Source organism: Paraburkholderia sp. IMGN_8 (assembly GCF_038050405.1).
GTDB lineage: Bacteria > Pseudomonadota > Gammaproteobacteria > Burkholderiales > Burkholderiaceae > Paraburkholderia.
This window is the reverse complement of sequence record NZ_CP150900.1, coordinates 4,517,329-4,534,213: the sequence shown is the minus strand read 5'-3', so window position 1 is coordinate 4,534,213 and position 16,885 is coordinate 4,517,329. Positions and strand designations below refer to the sequence as shown.

The window sequence follows — 16,885 nt, the reverse complement described above, 5'->3', positions numbered from 1 at the left end:
CACTCTTGGACCAGTACCTGATTGTCGAGCCCGACAACGGCCGAGTTGACCTTGGCGCGGCGCCCCGGATGTACGAAGTCGGCGAGATTGTTCCGGCTGCGATGCCGGAACTCAAGGGTGTGATGCCGATGCTTTACTCGGTCGAGCACCCTGAACAGCAACTTCCAGCTATCGAGGCCATTGCGGCTCGGGACTTGCGGGAGGGTCTTGCACCGCGCGTCTGTGCGCTGATTGAGACTGATGCAGGCACTGAGACATTAATGCGGCACATCAGTGACACGATTGCTCTGCCGCGCGAACCTGAGGGCCACTCGGTATTCCGGTTCTACGACCCTCGGGTGGCTCGCAACCTGGGATGGGTTCTTCGACCGGAGCAACTAACGCTCATATTCAGACCGGTGCAGCGCTGGCGCTATTTCTCAAATAGTGGATGGCTGACGGTGGAGCGCCAGGCCGCCGCTCCCGCTGAACAGCTGTTGCCATCGACTGACCAGTGGGCAACGCTGCGCCGCCTGCATCTCATCGAGCAGGCGCTGAAGTCCATACGCGACGCAGGGGAGCCCGTTGATGAGCGGACCCCTCGCCAACTCGACGCCTTGTTCACGAAGGGAGCCCGATATCGCCTCGCGGGAGAAGACCTGGTGGTCTTTGCCGTGCAGGCATTGCTGGTCTCACCGAATCTCGACCGACATCCAAAGGTCGCCGCGGCGCTTCAATCTGGTCAGACGACGTCGTACTCGGAAATCACCGCGCAGTGGACTGACGAGAACTGGGCGGTGATTGCCCAGGAAGTGGCGCTGTACGCGTAGCGGAACCACGGATAACGCAAAACAGAGAGAGTAACTATGGGTACCATTCCGAAGGTCCAGGCCGCCTCGGCTAACGCCAAAGCCAATGCAGCGTGCCAGAAGTCCTGCAACATGTGCGAGAAGCAAGGTCTTCTCATTTTGCCGGTACGGTATGCGGCCGCTGCCGCTACCACTGCCCACAATCTTGGTGCGGCCGCAGCGCTTGCATTGCCGAAGGGGCCGTTCGGTGACGGCGTTACAGGCGTAAGTGCCAAGAAGGCGTCCTATTTCCTGCGCTCTGTGCGCAAGGGGTTCATCCACGTTTATTACCCCTCCCAAAGCAAGTGGCAAATCTACGGCGTGACGTCGGAGGGCTATGTATTCAACTACCCGCTCGACGTTGACCTTCCCGAAACGCAGGAGAAGGGATTCAACTGCCAGCAGACTGGGCACAAGGAGCTCGCGCAGTGCATCAGCATCGACCATCCCCAGAATGCGGGCAAGGTCTATCTGGCTTTCAGCGACGTACGCTGGACGGCCCCTGTGCGCAAGCGCTATGAAGCCAACGAAAATGGCTGCAGGGACCACCGGATGCAGCTCTTCGATGCAGCGGGATGGGCGAGCGGCAACCATTCGCAGAAGCATGCCCAGACCATTTCACACGTCACCGACTATGTGCTCGAGTACAAGGGCGGCGTGGACGTAGCAGCATCTTGCTCGCCGTTTGCCTTCAAGGACCGTGCAAGTGAAGCGAGCGGGCTCAAGCAATTTACGGACGCACACGACAAGGGCAATGGCGTCTTCTTCGCACTTTGGGACCCAGTTGGCATCACGCAGGAGCTCAATGCCGAGCAGTTTGTAGCAATGGGTGCGGCCATGAAGCCGTATCAGAGAAAGATGTGGACGGCGAGCGCGATTGATGGAATGAAGTCCTCCATCGAAGAAAGTGCAGAGGAGGACGAGAACTCGGCCGCCGAGCAGCTCAAGGGGCAGGCGGCTGAGACGTACGCCCTTTACTCCCTGTTTGATGGCGGGAAGGCCTATGAAAAGGAGGTCAAGTCCATCGACGAGCAGAAGGAGCGGGAAATGGATTCGGTGAAGGCAGGGGCATGGAAGCCGTACACCGAATCCTACAGCGAGAATGCGGTGACGCAGTTCCGCAATGACATGAAGACGCAGATGCAACAGGTAGAAGACACGCTGCTCAACCCGCTCGCAGACGACTATGTCGCCTGGCTAAAGGGCACGCAGCTGAGGACGGTGTTTGCGTGGGACTACCATGAACTCGATGTAGCAAAGGGCGTCGAATACGCCGAACTCTTCTACGAGTGTATATATGGGTCGGCTGACCGTAGAGTGGTCTATGACCTGGTCCTCGAATGGGCCAAGGGCGACCTGAAGGACCGCCACAATCCGCTTCTGCGTTCGATGATTCTGAACCACGACCCCTCAGCTGAAAAACTGAAGGAAGCAGCAGGATTCCCTCTGCTTGAACTGCGGGAGCCCAGTGCGAAGCTCATTGAGTTGAACCACGCTGCCAACGAGATTCTCGAGAAGGAAGATAAGGGCCTGATTCTGCGGGCCGACAAGGCAGTGGCTGGAATGCTGCATGAGCTGGGTGGCCCGATTGCCGGCTTTATCGCCAAGACTGGTGATACAGCGAGTGTCCGGGTTTTCACGGCGTGCATGAGTCTGCGTTCACGCACCACCATCATCTACAAGCCCGTCGAAGGAACCGTCAACCAGTGGATTTCCTATATGGCGCGCCAGATGTACGAACAGATGCCCGCGAACAAACGTCCAAGCCTGGGTTCGTTGAACGCGAACCTGCGTAAGACTTTCCAGAGCTCGTCTCCCAAGGATGGCCCAATCAAGGTTCCGCAGTTCATTGTCTTCAACGCCGATGAGGCTCTCCAGGCGTCATCGGGCGCAACTTCCCTCAGTGGCAGGGGGACGGCAATCTTTGCACCGGGAGTGCGCGCGGTATTGACGGAAGAGAACATCAATGCGAGCTTTCTTCCAAAATTTCGGGCCGCGACACAGGGTGAAGTTGGATACGGCGTCATCGGGGTTATTTTCAATGCGGTGAACTGGATGTTGGCTAGCAAGGAGTTGGCAAAGTCCAGTGCGTTGAACCGTAAGGAGAATCATGACAAGTTCGTTGCTGCTACTGTCTCAACGTGTGCGGCGAGCTTCCAGACGGTTGGTCATGGCATGAAGGCGTTTGGCAAACTAGGGGGACGTTATTCGCAGCTGTTACTGAAATGGGGCACCGTTGTCGAATTTGCCTTCCGTGTCGTGGGCGCCGTAGCAGGACTGGTTGGGGCTTGGTATGACTTCCAGCAATTCAAGTCCGAGCGACAGTCCGGACATGCAGGCCTGGCCTACCTCTATGGTGCGTCTGCCATTACGAACGTCCTGCTTTGCCTGGCCGTAATTGCCAGTGCGACCATCCTGGTTTTTGCGCTAATGGTCGTGCTGGTTGTCATAGGCATTTTGATAGCATGGAAGAAGCACCGGGAAATCGAGGAATGGCTCAGCAAGTGCATCTTCGGTACAGCTGCGGAGAAGTTCTCAGAACTCGACGAACGCAAACAGTTTGAAGCGCTGACATCATAAGCGAGACACCATGGCGTACGATTACCTGACAAAGATTCGAATCAACCGTCCACTAACCGAAGGAGAGGTCGGGCGGCGGATTGATGTTCACAAGCCAGTCGCTGATGAAGCCGCCGATGCGTACACCGTGTTCGGGATGAATGATGTCTATCTCGAGGTCTGCGATAGTTCCTACCCGCAGGTTGGCTGGGGTCTTCTTGGTTTTCTGCTTTGTTTCCCGGCATTTGCTTTTCTTACCATAGAATTTTTTCAAAGCGCAGTCGTCGATACGCCGGCCATGGTCAGGAATGGGGAGCAGGAGACGTTCAGTGCCGTAATGTGGATTTTCGTCGCGATTACGGTGTTGTGCTGCGTACTCACCGTCGTGGTACTGCTCCGCGATTGCTTCAACTACAGGCACAAGGCGGTGCGCTTCAATCGCCAGACGCGCATGGTGTACGCCTTCCGGCACAACGGGCCCGGCGGTGTAATCGCGGTACCTTGGGACAAGGCGTTCTTCTACCCGCACCGGCTGCCGTCCAACGGGCTGGCCGGGGGAGCGCCAACCCTGATGCGCTGCTTTGTGCTTGACGACGCTGGAAAGAAAATCGTGAACACGTTCAGCTTCGGTGCTCGCACGGTCAACGGTGCAGACGAGTCCACTCCAATTGGCAAACAGGTCCTCTATCAGGTTCAGGCCAACTTCGAGTTCATCCGGCGGTACATGGAGCACGGCCCGGGCGCGCTACCGAAGGTCGAGCGGTATCTGCCGCGGGGCCCCTCGCTGCGCGCCTCAATAAGCGTCTGGTTCTACGGCATCGGAGCTGTCGGCAGCGCCAACGGTGCCATGCGCGTTCTTACCATACTGCTTTCGGGGCCAATGTTCCTGCTGTCGATTCTGCACTACATTGCCCAACTGACAAGCCGGGAGCCAGTTTGGCCGACCGATGTAGAGGCCGCCTGCGGCAACTCAGCGTCGACGGCAATGGTTCAAGCCTAAGGTTGCGGGCTTCCGTTGCTGTCTGAACGTGCTGCTGCTGCCTTGCCCCGAATCGCCTGGGTGAACGGCAAGGGTCCGCGTCGTGGTCGCGGTCAGCGCGTCAACCCGTGTCGTGACGTCACGCCTTTCCGGGCTCAAATTCACACGCGCGCAAGCACGTCCACATTCAACTTGTCGCCATATACCCGATGCAAAAGAATTGCGGTTTTCTGGTCTGCACCACAACGCTGATTTTCCTCACAGCCTGCCACAGCGCATCAGACAGCCCACTCGCTGGCGCAGCCGCCACGCTTGCAAAGACGGAGGCCCCGCATGATGCCCAGTGGGTTCAGCTCGATAGTAGTGACGCGGCCGTGCAGGAGTGTGCCATCAAGTTCCCGGACGACGACCGCCCTTGGACCGCGCGCATCGGGCTCAAGCCGGGGCAATATGCTATTCACGCCCGCATCCAACAGGATGGGGCAAGTGGTTCCTGGTCGTCAGGCGAGGTATGGTCAGACGCGAAGACCGATGATGGCAAAGACGCGCTGGATGAGAGCACGCTCAAGGCGAGGCTGCATGACTGCGCCACGCACGTGATGTCTATCGGTTTGCTTGAGAGCCATCTTGGCCCGGACAACGCCGTCGTAACGGGACTGCGCGCGCTGGAAAAGCAGGATATCGAGAACGCGAAGTCGCTTCGCAAATCGGGACAGAGCGGCAGCTAGGCCTGGTGCGCCGTCAAATGGCCAAATCATGGTCACTGCGTCGCGACATCACCGAAGCGACGTTGAGGTCATGTGATATTCGCCGTCAGCGTCGACGTTAAACCCGAAGCCGCATTTGATGGGATTCCCGAGAGTCCTGAAATCAAGCGACTCCGCCCAGAAACGCGCTACGTCATTCGTCGAATGTATTGAGCGAAAGGAGGATGTCTTACCATGAGCCGCAGATTCATCCTGAAAGACGACAAGACTACCCACAATGGTGTGGTGCTCGACGGCATCGTCGGTTCGTCGTTCGACGGCCGGCCGTAGGCTTATCTCGGAGCGTCTGTGTTGTGCCACACGTGCAATACCGAGGGCATCATCGTCAGCGATGGCTCGCCTCATACGATGAGTGTCATGGGCAAGCAGGTCGCGCTCGAGAACGATTTGTGCCAGTGCAAATGCGAGCCTCTTCCCAAGCTGGTGGCGTCGCAGACCATGGGCTCACTAACATCCTGATTGACGCCAGCTCATTGCGGTCCAGCGTCGACTTAACCATTTTCATTCAAAGAGAATCGGCGGTCGATAAGACGTGGACAAAGCGCCGCGACTATGGAGAACTGCTGCTGCCCGCCGAGTTGTTTCGCGAGCGGTCTCGGAACTTAAGAGGAATCGCTATGGCATCGCATGCGAAAAGATATGGCGTATGACTACATGACCAGGGTGGCCTTGAATCGCCCAGTTGACGAGAGTGAAGCGGCACGGCGCATAGACGTCCGAAAACCGGTCGCGGACGAGGCCGCTGACGCCCATGCCGTGTTCGGCATGAACGATGTCTACCTGGAGGTGTGTGACGCCTCGTATTCGCAGGTCGGGTGGTGTCTGCTTGCCTTCCTGATTGGGTTCCCTGCGTTCGTATTTTTTACGGTCACTGCGATACAGGGCGCTGTGGAGGTGAACCCGGCTATGGTCAGGAATGGTGAGCAGGGTGCCTTCAGCGTCGGGATGTGGGTGTTTGCTGTGGTGGGAGTGCTCTGCTGTGCGTTCACGGTAGTACTTCTCCTACGCGACTGCTTCAACTACCGACACAAATCTGTGCGGTTCAACCGCAAGACTCGCACGGTGTATGCGTTTCGACACAGCGGCCCGGGCGGTGTCATCGCCGTTTCATGGGATAAGGCATTCTTCTTTGTACACCGGTTGCCCTCCAACGCCACGTTTGGCGGAGCACCCACCCTGATGCGCTGTTTCGTTCTTGACGACTCGGGCAAGAAAATCGTTGATACCTTCAGCTTTGGGCTTCGGACAGTCAATGGGGCGAAAGAGTCCACCCGCTACGGCAAACAGGTGCTTTATCAGGTCCAGACTAACTTCGAGTTCATTCGCCGCTACATGGAAGGCGGTCCAGATTCACCGCCACCTGTGAAAAAGTATCTGCCGCGCGGCCCCTCTCTTCGAGCCTCCATGAGCCTTTGGTTCTATGGGCTGCGCGACCTTGGCGGTGTTAGCGCGGGATTTCGCATTTTCTCCCTCGTACTCAGTGTCCCGGTTTTTTTGCTGTCCGTGCTTCACTACATTGCACAGCTAACATCTCGTGAACCGAATTGGCCGGAGGACGTCGAGGCAGCTTGCGACAACGTCCGGCCAACGGTGGTAGCGGAAGTGTGACTGGCGACGGATGCCACCCCATGCAATGGCCTTGGAAGGCGCAAACCCGTTTGGCCCGCGGACGTCGAGGTCGCCTGCTTCTAAATAATATTGTCGATGTAAAACGGCGTCGCCGCTGAGCAAAAACCAGATAAAGATGCAGCATCGCCATTGCGTGGCGCAGACGTCACAGCGATGGCGCTCATCTCGCAGTGCGTCGCACGCGGCGTGTTACGGCCACGATGTCAGGGTTCGGCTAGACGACCGTGCCGAATTGCTGCTGGTCGAGGGAAATGGTTGCAATGATGGACTCGAACTCCGCCATCAAATCCGGATGGTGTTGAACAACGTATTGCCGTGCAGAATCGTTTTCGAGGAGCTTGGCGAGATATCCTTTCGCAAGCACCAGATTCAACACGTCTTGACCGTAAGTCTGTTCCACGAGCTTGTACTGCCCCTGCAGATTGCTCATTTCGCGCTCCATTTTCGCCATCTGCTCCGGGCTGACGCCGGTCAGTTTGCGTGGCTTCTTGCCCTCGACAAGACGCGCTGCAGGCGTTGCTACCAACAATGCCTCGGCGTAGGAGACTGACACATTGTTAGCGGCCACCATCAGCTCAACGCATTCGACCTGCCGCGTGGGCTTCATTTTGCGAATCGCGCGAACGAGCTCCGGCGAGAACTGCCGGTCGGCGAGAAGTTTAGCCGCTTCCGGGCAAACGCCGTCGAGCAGCGACGCCTTCTTTATGATTTGTGATACGTCCACGGAAAGAGATTTTGCCAATCGTTCGGCTGATACGCCTCTGTCGATTACACGCCGAATCATATAGTGCTCCTGGATTGTCGAGAGGCGATTGACCCGGTTGTTATAGGTGTAGCTTTCGTCATCGGTCGCGACAAGGCAGGCAGCCCGCTCGTGGCCCAAGTCCTGGATGGCGAGCAATCGTAGATGCCCATCCAGCAGAACATGTTGCCCGGAAGACTGGTCCGCAGGCGTTACGGAAAGCGGTTCGATGAGGCCTACCTCCTCAATTGAAGTTCTTATCTGCCTGAATTTGCGCGACTCGAGCACCGGCGCCGGTATTCTCCGCGATGGCAAGATGCAGGAGACCGGCACCGACAACGGCTCGGGGATGAATCCGAGAGTGACGCCAGTCATGTGGCACTCCCGGTTGGCCAAACGCGTTCGGCAAGATACTTCGGCAGGCTGGCCAGTCCCTCCGCGCGCAACAGGTTGATGAAGTTCTCATCGGCAAACAGTTGCCTCAATGCACCGACCACAAAAAGCAACCGCTGTTGCGTGAACTCGGCCTTTCGCACCATGGACTTCTGACGTTCAACCTCGTGCTCATACGTCCGCACAAGACTCGATGTGGTGACAGCGGCGGATTTGCTCGTCATATTGTGCGCCGTGCTTCGCCCGAGTGCCTTTCTGCGCTCGATGACGCGGCGAGCGCTCATCAGTTGCTTGCCCCGCAATTTTCCCGACTCATAGGCCTCCTGGAGCGCTGCCTGTATTTCAGCGTCGTCGTCGCCGGCGCCAACAATCATGAGGGCCGCATTCAGGGGAACGACGCCTTTCTCCACCGCAACGACAAGTCTCTCTTCTCCCGGGCGCAGCAGCGCGAGGATGCCGTGAACGTAAGCCGGCGTAAGACCTGTCTTTTCGGCAATGACCTTCGGCGCATATCCCTGCTCCTGCAATTGCCGAATGCCGGCGAGCCGTTCGAGTGGGCGACACTGTCTGCGCGCGATGTTTTCCGTCAGACTCATGACGAACGCGTCCTCATCGCTGACGCTCACCACGAGTGCGGGAATAGTCGCTTCCCCGAGCGTGCGGAACGCCTTCAATCGCCCCTCGCCGCACACGAGCAGGTATTTTTCTATGCCGCCGGCCGTTGCCCGCGGCGTGACCACGATAGGCTTCTTGAGTCCGATGGCCTTGATGTTGTCGACGATTTCATTGAAAACCCGACCGTTGCGTTCTCGCGGATTGATGACTTCAATCTGGGAGATGGGGACCATCCGGATTTCTCCGGGCTGCTGCCGCGAGTTCACGCTACTCTCCTGAGACGGGCACGCTCGGCCATGCCGTAGAGGTAGTCCAGCGTATCAAAGCGATAACTCTCAAACTCGACTGGATTCTGGTCGGCGAGGTGAATACGCGGTTGTCCAAAATCCAGACGTGGCAAGAGATAGTAGTCCAGCGTCGATGCATTCGTCTGGTCGAGCCGCACCGCGACCGTTATATCCGGCAGGAGGCTTGTATCGAAGCGCACCTTCCAATGATTCCGGCCATTGTCATGCGCCTGGCAGCGCGCGAGCACGATGCACGCCGTGAACTCTTCGTTGACCGTCAGCAGGTCGGTTGCCGGGTCGCGCATCACCGTGCCGCCCAAATCCGCGATTTTCCTCTCCGTCTGCGCAATGATTTCCGGATGCAGTTGTCGCAGGAAGCGGTTGGTCTCAATGTATCGATAATCTCGGCCGGGGGTAAAACCGACTGTCTGATAGGCACGAATCAAACTGCCGAATCGGTACACATAGACCGACGTAGAAGGCATGCCATCTGTTTCGTCAATCACTACGCCGGACAGAAAACCGCGACTGCGGAACAGGTTGCGCAGTCGCTCGATTAGCTCCTCATTCGAGTAATGCCGCGCTCTCGCTCTCATGATGCCCTGAGCGGTGTAGAACGTTTCGCCTGGCACAATTGCCTGAAATGCCGCCTCCTTTCGAATCCACATGTCGGGCGTGTTGACCACCCTCATCTTTTTCAGCTTGAACGACACACGGTTATATACGTTGTTGCCGATGTATTTCTCGTTGGTCAATACCTCCCGTACCGTGGCTCGAGTCCACTCCCGGTCAAGGTCGGTCCGCACGTGCATGCCGTTCAGGCGAGCTGCGATGTCGTATTCGTCGAGCGACTCGTCGATAAACCAGTTATAGATTAGATTGACAGTTCGCACCTCGCTTTCCGGCCCCGGCATGAGGATTACCCGGTCCGTCTGCAGGCTTTTATGTTCGCCCCGGCACAGCTCCGCCTTCATGAGTCCGTGCTCATCGACCATTACCCGGCGAAGGCCATAACCGGCTGGGCCTCCTTGCCGAAAGCCCATCTCAATTAAACGGCACTGGCCCGCGAAAACCTTCGCGGACAATTCGCGGCTGTACTCGCCAGCCATTGCCCGCTTTACCCCTTTCACGATGGTCGAGACAGGTGACCCATCGTTTTCGAACTGCTCGGCGCAGTACGCCACCTGGATGCCCGCACGGCGGCAGATGTACTCGTAATACGCGCTCTCGTCGGCATCCTGGAATCGCCCCCAGCGACTCACGTCATAGACGAGGATTACGCCGAAATCGGCTTTGCCGTTGACCACATCGGAGATGAGATTCTGAAGTGCCCGGCGACCGTCGATTCGAAGACCGCTTTTACCCTCGTCGGCATATGTGCGGACGATTTCGAATCCGCGGCGGGTCGCGTAGTCCCGAATTCGGTCGCGCTGGTTCTCGGTCGAATACTGCTGGTGCTCGGTCGACATGCGGACGTACTCAGCCGCCCGTCCTGCCATGGAGCCGGCGACGACTGCTGGACCCGCGCTATTGATTGACATGCTCCGCTCCGCAACTCAGACACAGACACGCGGCAGGCACCGAGCGCAAGGGGAGCCCCAAAGTGCGAACGCCGCGGCTTCACATCAGGCGGTGGCGTTTAAAAGCGAACGGTGACAAGGCAAACATAGCAGGCCAGACGCCAATGTGTATCACGTCATCTCTTTGCAATCACACGGGCGGTGCTGGCGGCGCAGACAGGACGGCGATGTGGACGGTCCACGCGTCCATTTTTGCAGCGCTGGCATCATCCGCATGACACAGCACGTAGAAGCCAGAGCCCAGCGGCCGGGGCAGTTCGATGACATCCATCTTTGCAATCGGCTTGAAACTCCGTCGTGCATTGCGCATCCGCTGCATGCTGCTGTTGCGCTCCCGGTACGCCGGATGTGCAGCTCGATATTCGCGCCAATAGTCGGAGTGGCCTGCGCGCCATCTCGCCTGGGCACGGGCCTGGTTGTCGCGATAGTCACGGTCGACACGGAGCCGGTGGTTCTGCCAGTCGCGTCGACGGGCGCGCTGGCACGCTTCCGACGAGCAGTAACGCTGACGAGGAACATGCAGCAGCGGCACGAACGCGTTGCCACAGGCGAGACAGAGGCGGGGGGATTTCATGGGTGCCCTCGAGGTCGGGTTGCGACGGGCAGACGCCGACGCCTCGACCAGTCACCGACACCGCTGGTCTGAGACGGAATAGAGAGGGGTTTAACTCGGTAGCTGCTTCGTTAAACAGCCATCGCTGTCTGCCTGGCGCGTTAGTAGGCCAGTCTCAGAAACTTGGACCTTTCTTGACCGCCGGCGTGCATCGAGATGGGTCGCTCACGACGGCCCTATGGGCGATGGCGATGGGAGAGCTTCGCCAGGAAGGTACCCCGTTGTCATGCCGGTTCAGCTGCCTGCAAAAAAATCTCACGCGATGATTCCCCAAATCTCATCCGATGCGTCGCACAGTCCGCAGAGCCTTGTCTGACGGGCCCAAAAATCTCACGTTTTGAGTATCGCTACAGGGTAGTGTAGCGTCTCAGAATAGTTGAAAAGATTCACAAATAAATGACTTGATTCAAGACGGGATCTTATTGCAGAGCGAGAGCGGAAGGTCGGGAGTTCGATCCTCCTCCGCCCAAAGTCTTGTAGGGAACAAGACGCGTCGCACAATTTGTAAATTTGCGAAGGCTGGACCATTTTCCTACCACCGGGGAAATGATCCAGCTGTCGCCGTCGAACTTTGAGCACGTCACTACGCGGAAGACCGGGATCTAATTTAAAGACAAGTAACAAAAAAATTTAGCGTTGGTCGCTACGAATGCGCCGGGACTGAAGGTCAGAAATCCGCATGTCCGTCTCACACTGGCGTAATAATCAGCCTCCCCTTTTCGACACCTACTCGAATCCTCACCCCGATTTCAAACCCCGCCTCCTCCAACCATCTCCCCGAAAGCCGAATCCAAGGCGCCGGCGGCAAGTCGTTATAAAACTCATAGTTCTCAGGCCCTAAGACCTTCATCGGCCGCGGCCGTCTTTGTGCCGAAATGGTCAAGATGCGTTGGGTTACAGCTGCAACTGCTTTATGATTGGCGTCAGCCATGATCAACTCCTGTAGAGAGCTGGTTGTGGTCAGCGGGTCGTGTGGGTGGCAGCCCACGCGTCCCGCGCTTCATCTCCTTCCTCGTTCTCCTTGATGCTCGGCTCGGCGCTTTCGCGTCTTCTTCTTCCCTCCAACGAGCCAATCGTTCAGTGATGCTTTATAAACGTAACGCGTCGTGATCGTCGGTTATGTTGTTAGGCATTCCTTCAATACGTCGTGGCCTTCGGCGTCTTTCAGCGTCTTTGCGACTGTCCACACCGGCAAGTCGCGGGGATCCCCAGTGCCGGGGTTCAGTTTCTGGTCGTTCAAAGCAAGTTCCAGTTCGGCGAGAATGCCAGCGTAACTGTCGAAGTGCACCTCTCCCCAGCCCCGACGCTTTGCCTCACTTTCCGTAAGCGTGAAGAGCGTGCGAGGCAAGCACACTGCGATGGCCTTCGATAAATTTGGTGTGCACGTCTGCGATATCGATCTGCCGCAGATACACACCGGGGCGCGGATGCTGCTCGAGCCAAACACACACGTCCAGCAAACGCTCCCAGACCTCAGCGAGTTCAAGTGCCCGCAACGGCCGTTTGGCAAGCCACGGAACGAGGCGTGGCTCGCGCACGCGCGTGATGTTCAACAACGATCTAAACCGCGCCGCGTCGCGCTGCTTTCCGATCAACGCAACCGCGTCCTCGAAAGAGTCGATCCACGCCTCATTCGGCAAGGCATTCGCGCCGAACACGCGATGTCGAAACTCACGCATGTGCAGGCGGCAATGCGGCATGGCTCTGAGCGCACTACTCCACTGACGGATATCTTCGAAGCGCTCAGCGATCTCGGTAGACGTGGGGCCTTTAAGGACGAGACGCTTCGGGAATGAAGGCGCATCCACTGCCACGTTGGCAAGCAGTTCGCCACGTTCCCAGAGCCGGTTCACCTGTGCGCGGAGATCGGCCGCAGTGGTCCAACTCACGTTTCGCTCCTGGCTTTTTCCGCGCGGTACGCTTCAATCGACAGATTACGCAGCCGCGACTCCCGTCCTTCCTTGTTATCGACAAAACCAACGCTGGCAACAAACGGCTCAATGATGTAAATCTTCTGCAATGGGGTGACGATCAGCAATTGCAGGTTCAACTGCGCGAACAGCCGCAAACCGTATTGCGCGGACTCATCCGAACCGCGTCCGAAGGCTTCGTCGATCACCACAAAGCGGAACGAGCGCGAACGCACCGCCCCCCATTCAAGACCGAATTGATACGCGAGGCTGGCCGCCAGAATCGTATAGGCGAGTTTCTCTTTCTGCCCGCCCGATTTGCCGCCCGAGTCGGAATAGTGCTCGTGCTCACTGCCGTCTTCACGCCAACGTTCACTGGCCGCAAACCCAAACCAGTTGCGCACGTCGGTGACCTTGGCCGACCAGCGGCGATCCTGCTCAGTCAATCCTTCTCGGCCGCGAAAGCGCTCGATGATCTGCTTGACCTGGAGAAACTTGGCCTCGGAATATTGCACGTCTTCCGAGCCGGTGAGCGTGCCTTCGGTACACGACCGTAGGTCGCTCTGAAAGTCGCGAATCTCCGCATCCTGGCTCAACTGCGCTTCGAGAACGATGTAGCGCCCGGCGTTGTAGTCGATCTGCGTAAGCGACCCATTGATCAGCTCGATCCGCTCGCGGATCGTCTCGCGCTCGCGAGCCAACTGCGACTGGAAGTTGGCTACCTCGCGGATGGTATTTTCGTTGAGCAGGTCTTTGAAGCGGGCCTCGAAACGCGGCAAATCGTCGGCTTTCAACGTGTCGAGCATGGTGCGATATTCTGCCGCTGCCTCGATCGCGACATCCACTTCCTGGGTCTCCAGCGGGAACGCCACGCAGTAGGCCCGCATGGCATCGATGATCTTGTCGCGCTGGCGTGAGACCTTTTTTTCTTCGGCATCGATATTGTCTTGCAACCACTTGCGCATATCGCTCTCGCGATTGTCGCAAGACTCGACGGTCAACTGGTGCTTACCCAGCACCTCGGGCCACAACGCCGCGAGCCGGGCGAAGTAAGCGACATGACCGGCGTAAGCCTGATCATCCAGAATCGTCCGGGTTTGCGCGTGAAGATCGTCAGCGATGCGCTGCCGCTCTTCAGTACGTGTGCGCTCTGCTTTATGTCCATCGAGTTGCGTCTCGACATCGGCAAGCGCGGCGGTGACCTGATTCAGACGTTCCGTCAGCTGTTGCAACAGGTTGGATGCGGATTCCAAACGTGCTTTCTCGCCGCGCAACTCGGCGACCTCCGTCGCGAGCGTGCCCCAGTCGAGCTCGCGGTAGTCTGCATGTTCAGAGAGCAACGACAATGCGTTCAGGCGCGTCTTCAATGCGCTCTGCCGATCCTGAATCCTGCCGATCTGCGCACCGAGATCTTGCAGTTGCGCGGCCAACTGAGCGGATTGCGCTTCAAGCGCCTGGATTTTGGCGGTGTTGGTCCAACCCAATACGTAACGCCGGCGGTCGTCCAGTCTATGTCGATCGTCCTTTTCGTGCCGCTCGCCCGGCGCTTTGATCTGACCGGCTCGTGTAATGGCGCGCGTCTCGCGGCGGAATTGTTCCTGCGTCTCGCAGCACACCACATTGAAGCGCTGCGCCACTTCGCACTCGAGCCAGTCGTAAAACGGCGAGTCGGGTTTGACGGAAATCTTTCGTGCCAGCGAGTCACGGTGCAATTCGGCGCGTTCGCGTCGCGCAGATTGCCGGATTCGAAAATAGACCAGCCGCCCCTTCAGATGGGTTCTATCGACCCATTCGGCGACGGCGGCGTAGTGCTCGTCAGAGACCAGCAGGGACAGGCCAAAATTGCGCAACAGACGCTCGGCGGCGCCCTCCCAATCGTGTTCGTCATCGCGGACTTGTAGCAGTTCGCCGGCAAAGCATAGATCGGCTTCGGGCAGCGCAAGTGCGTTGCATAACGCTGCACGCATGGCGATCTGTTCCGCCGGGATATTGCTGCGCCGGCTCTTCAGACTGCCGATCTCGGCCAGCAGCGCGTCATGCTCCTGTTTGCCCGTGCGGAAACTGACGCCGTGTTCGGTCAGGTCGTTCTGCAGGCGGTCATCGTCCGATCGCGCGCTTTCGATAAGTTCCGGTAGGCGCCGCCGGAGCGCGAGAAAGCCGAGTTCGTCTTGCGCAAGCGGCTCGCCGATAATCTTCGCGAGTTCATCGTAGCGCTGTGCCTTGTGCTTACGTCCCGCGCACTCCTGATCCTTCGAGCGAATCTCGGCTTCGAGCCGCTCCAGCCGATCGCCTCCGTTGTCGGCAATATGGCGCCGCAGTTCGCTCTCCTGGATTCGTTGAGCGGAGCGTGTCGCGTCGAGCCGCTTCACATGAGCGTCCTGTCGCTCCCATTCCGCGGCGAGATTCTCAATGCGTTTGTCGAGCAATCCGAGTTTGAGGTCGGCGGCATAGGAGCGGAGCGCTTCCCGACAGGCACGCAGATCGTCGACTTGCGACACGAGCAGCGCGTGCCGCTCGCAATCGTCGACGAGCGGATTGAGCCGCTCCATCTGCCTCTTGGCCTTTAACACCGCCTCATGCGCGCGGTTCAGGTCGTCGAAGTGGCCGATCAGCGCGGTCATACGTGGCGCAACATCGAACGGTTCGAGCATGTGACTGCGGACAAAATCCGTCAGATTGCCCACTGACTTCATCGACACCGTTTGATGAAACAATTCCAGCGCCTGATCATTCTCGATGCCGAAGCGGCGGCGGAACCACGCACCGTAAGGCGGGAAACTGTCGAACACCTCCGCACCGGCCGCGCGCAGCTTTTTGCGCAGGCCGGAGATGTCGGGGCCAAACCCGGCGAAGTCAGCAGCAATCGATAACGCCCGTTCCGCGCCAACGAACAGCCGCCCGGGCTGCCCGTGCGGATCCTTCATCCAGAACACCTGCGCAAGGGTGATGGTCTGGTCGTAGCCGGCATTGTGGAACCGTCCGAGAATCACCGAATAGCTGTTGTGATCTCGCAGCGCCACGGGCTTGGCTGTCCCGCTGGACTCATTGCGTTCCGATTTGTAATGGCCGAGCACGTACGAGCGCAGTGTGCGCTCCTTGCTGTCGGCACCCGCTGCCTTGTTGTACGCGATGCGATGCGCGGGCACCAGCAGCGTGGTCACGGCATCGACGAGTGTCGACTTTCCGGAGCCGATATCGCCTGTCAGCAGCGCATTTTTGCCGTCCGGTTTCAGTGTCCACACCCGCCCGTCGAATGTCCCCCAATTGAAGACTTCCAGCTGATGCAGGCGAAAACCGGACAGGGCGTCGTCGGCGACAAAATCGAGTCCGGGCAATTGCATGTCAGTCATCGGCGCTCCCTGCTGCTGCCCCGAGTTGCGCCTGATAACCAGCGAGCCGCGCATCGAAATCGGCCAGCCACTGTGCATCGACAAACGCTTTGAGGATGCGCTGCACTTCGAACGCGGCAGCTTGCCCGTCGCGCTTGCCGGCGACCGGCTTGAGTTTGCGCAAAAAGCCGAGTTCGACGATCTTGTTGATGTGGGTATCGATCTGATCGGTCAGTTTGGCCTCGTTGCTGCCGGTGGGCAGGAACACCCGGACCATGTCGACGATCTGCTCCCGCACGAGAATGAGGCGTGTCTCACCGCCGCTGGCATCGGACTCGGCGAGCTTCTTGCGCAGCAACGCCAGCAACAGGCTCACGGGAAACGATAACGGACGTCTTGCCACGAGCCTCGGCAGAGCGGGAGCATCGTCGCCGTTCTCGGGGCGTGAGCGCAGAAATGCGTAGCCTTCGGCTTCGTCGAGTACCAACTCGAGGTTCAGGACCGTGACGTAGTCGCGGACGCGGGCTTGCAGGTCGAGCAACGCGCTCCACAGTGCCGTATCCGCGTCCCGGTAAATGACCCCTTTGAGCAAAGGAATCAGAAGGCTCGACAGATCGTGCATCGACGCCGTGGCGTCTTGTTCGGGTTCCAGCAT

Annotated in this window: 13 protein-coding genes and 1 pseudogene; 6 read left to right on the top strand and 8 right to left on the bottom strand. The window is 58.4% G+C overall.

The genetic code is table 11. The features are described from left to right. Positions 1 to 5: 5 nt before the first annotated feature. From WN982_RS20615 to WN982_RS20590, 6 genes and pseudogenes are all read left to right on the top strand, one after another. The gene (locus WN982_RS20615) at positions 6 to 809 is read left to right on the top strand and encodes a DUF4123 domain-containing protein (protein WP_341313733.1); all 804 of its coding nucleotides are present in this window, start codon (positions 6 to 8) and stop codon (positions 807 to 809) included. Between the two features lie 36 nt (positions 810 to 845). Continuing rightward, positions 846 to 3,407, top strand: coding sequence for a T6SS effector BTH_I2691 family protein (locus WN982_RS20610; RefSeq protein WP_341313732.1), 2,562 nt, complete (start codon positions 846 to 848; stop codon positions 3,405 to 3,407). 10 nt (positions 3,408 to 3,417) lie between these two features. Further along, positions 3,418 to 4,386 (top strand): hypothetical protein, encoded by a 969-nt coding sequence (locus tag WN982_RS20605; RefSeq protein WP_341313731.1) that lies wholly within the window; start codon positions 3,418 to 3,420, stop codon positions 4,384 to 4,386. Positions 4,387 to 4,574: 188 nt separating this feature from the next. Beyond that, entirely contained in the window at positions 4,575 to 5,093 is a 519-nt protein-coding gene (locus WN982_RS20600; protein WP_341313730.1) for a hypothetical protein, read from the top strand. Between the two features lie 213 nt (positions 5,094 to 5,306). After that, a pseudogene (locus WN982_RS20595) lies at positions 5,307 to 5,591 on the top strand (PAAR domain-containing protein). A 180-nt stretch (positions 5,592 to 5,771) separates the two neighbouring features. Continuing rightward, a complete protein-coding gene (locus tag WN982_RS20590) occupies positions 5,772 to 6,740 on the top strand; it encodes a DUF6708 domain-containing protein (RefSeq protein WP_341313729.1) in 969 nt (322 codons plus the stop codon). 235 nt (positions 6,741 to 6,975) lie between these two features. On the opposite strand, the gene WN982_RS20585 is transcribed toward WN982_RS20590, so the two are convergent. The 8 genes from WN982_RS20585 to WN982_RS20550 all read right to left on the bottom strand — a co-directional run bounded on the left by WN982_RS20585 (position 6,976) and on the right by WN982_RS20550 (position 16,885). Beyond that, positions 6,976 to 7,878: a plasmid partitioning protein RepB C-terminal domain-containing protein gene (locus WN982_RS20585; protein ID WP_341313728.1), complete on the bottom strand. Its 903-nt coding sequence runs from the start codon at positions 7,876 to 7,878 to the stop codon at positions 6,976 to 6,978. Continuing rightward, the gene (locus tag WN982_RS20580; RefSeq protein ID WP_341313727.1) at positions 7,875 to 8,777 is read right to left on the bottom strand and encodes a plasmid partitioning protein RepB C-terminal domain-containing protein; all 903 of its coding nucleotides are present in this window, start codon (positions 8,775 to 8,777) and stop codon (positions 7,875 to 7,877) included. Before WN982_RS20580 ends, WN982_RS20585 begins: the two co-directional genes overlap by 4 nt. Beyond that, complete coding sequence (locus WN982_RS20575) at positions 8,774 to 10,339, bottom strand: recombinase family protein (protein WP_341313726.1); 1,566 nt, start codon at positions 10,337 to 10,339, stop codon at positions 8,774 to 8,776. The genes WN982_RS20580 and WN982_RS20575 overlap by 4 nt, the downstream gene beginning before the upstream one ends. Before the next feature lie 169 nt (positions 10,340 to 10,508). Beyond that, positions 10,509 to 10,952, bottom strand: a complete 444-nt coding sequence (locus WN982_RS20570; protein WP_341313725.1) for a hypothetical protein — start codon at positions 10,950 to 10,952, stop codon at positions 10,509 to 10,511. A 727-nt stretch (positions 10,953 to 11,679) separates the two neighbouring features. Next, positions 11,680 to 11,922 carry a SymE family type I addiction module toxin gene (locus WN982_RS20565; RefSeq protein ID WP_341313724.1) on the bottom strand — a complete coding sequence of 81 codons (243 nt, stop codon included), beginning with the start codon at positions 11,920 to 11,922 and terminating at the stop codon, positions 11,680 to 11,682. Positions 11,923 to 12,304: 382 nt separating this feature from the next. Continuing rightward, positions 12,305 to 12,880: a DUF3322 domain-containing protein gene (locus tag WN982_RS20560; RefSeq protein WP_341313723.1), complete on the bottom strand. Its 576-nt coding sequence runs from the start codon at positions 12,878 to 12,880 to the stop codon at positions 12,305 to 12,307. Beyond that, entirely contained in the window at positions 12,877 to 16,251 is a 3,375-nt protein-coding gene (locus WN982_RS20555) for an ATP-binding protein (RefSeq protein ID WP_341313722.1), read from the bottom strand. Before WN982_RS20555 ends, WN982_RS20560 begins: the two co-directional genes overlap by 4 nt. After that, positions 16,244 to 16,885, bottom strand: a complete 642-nt coding sequence (locus WN982_RS20550; protein WP_341313721.1) for a DUF4194 domain-containing protein — start codon at positions 16,883 to 16,885, stop codon at positions 16,244 to 16,246. The genes WN982_RS20555 and WN982_RS20550 overlap by 8 nt, the downstream gene beginning before the upstream one ends.